General features: G+C 56.8%; 1 pseudogene. It reads left to right on the top strand.

The annotated features are described in order from the left end of the window. Positions 1 to 164 precede the first annotated feature (164 nt). Positions 165 to 511 (top strand): annotated as a pseudogene (locus tag EOE48_RS28615) (hypothetical protein); the annotation flags it as partial.

Below are 511 nucleotides of genomic sequence, written 5' to 3' on the forward strand. Positions count from 1 at the left end.
TGAAGCAACTGTTGTCCAGTACTCGTGCCAACCCGCAGTAAAAACAGCTGCAAGTGGCAAGCCTCAAGCTGCACGTAAAGGCAGTACGAGGTTTGCCCGGATTAAGTGATCGTCTTGCGGCTTGCAGCGTGTAGCTTGCAGCTGCTGTAAAGAGGTTTTGAAAAATGGCTGAACGTCTGAATAACGACTTCCAGTTCATCGAAGTGGGCCGCAAGGACCCGAAGAAAAAGCTGCTGCGCCAGCGCAAGAAGGAGTTCGTGGAAATCTACGAACCGTTCAAGCCGCAGCAGTCCGTAGACCAGGCGCACCGCTGCCTGGGCTGTGGTAACCCGTATTGCGAATGGAAGTGCCCGGTGCACAACTTCATCCCCAACTGGTTGAAGCTGGTGTCCGAAGGCAACATCCTGGCTGCGGCCGAGCTGTCGCACCAGACCAACACCCTGCCGGAAGTGTGTGGCCGCGTGTGCCCGCAAGACCGTCTGTGTGAAGGTGCCTGCACCCTGAACGACGG

Origin of the sequence: Methylobacterium oryzihabitans (assembly GCF_004004555.2) — a bacterium.
GTDB classification, from domain to species: Bacteria; Pseudomonadota; Alphaproteobacteria; order Rhizobiales; family Beijerinckiaceae; genus Methylobacterium; species Methylobacterium oryzihabitans.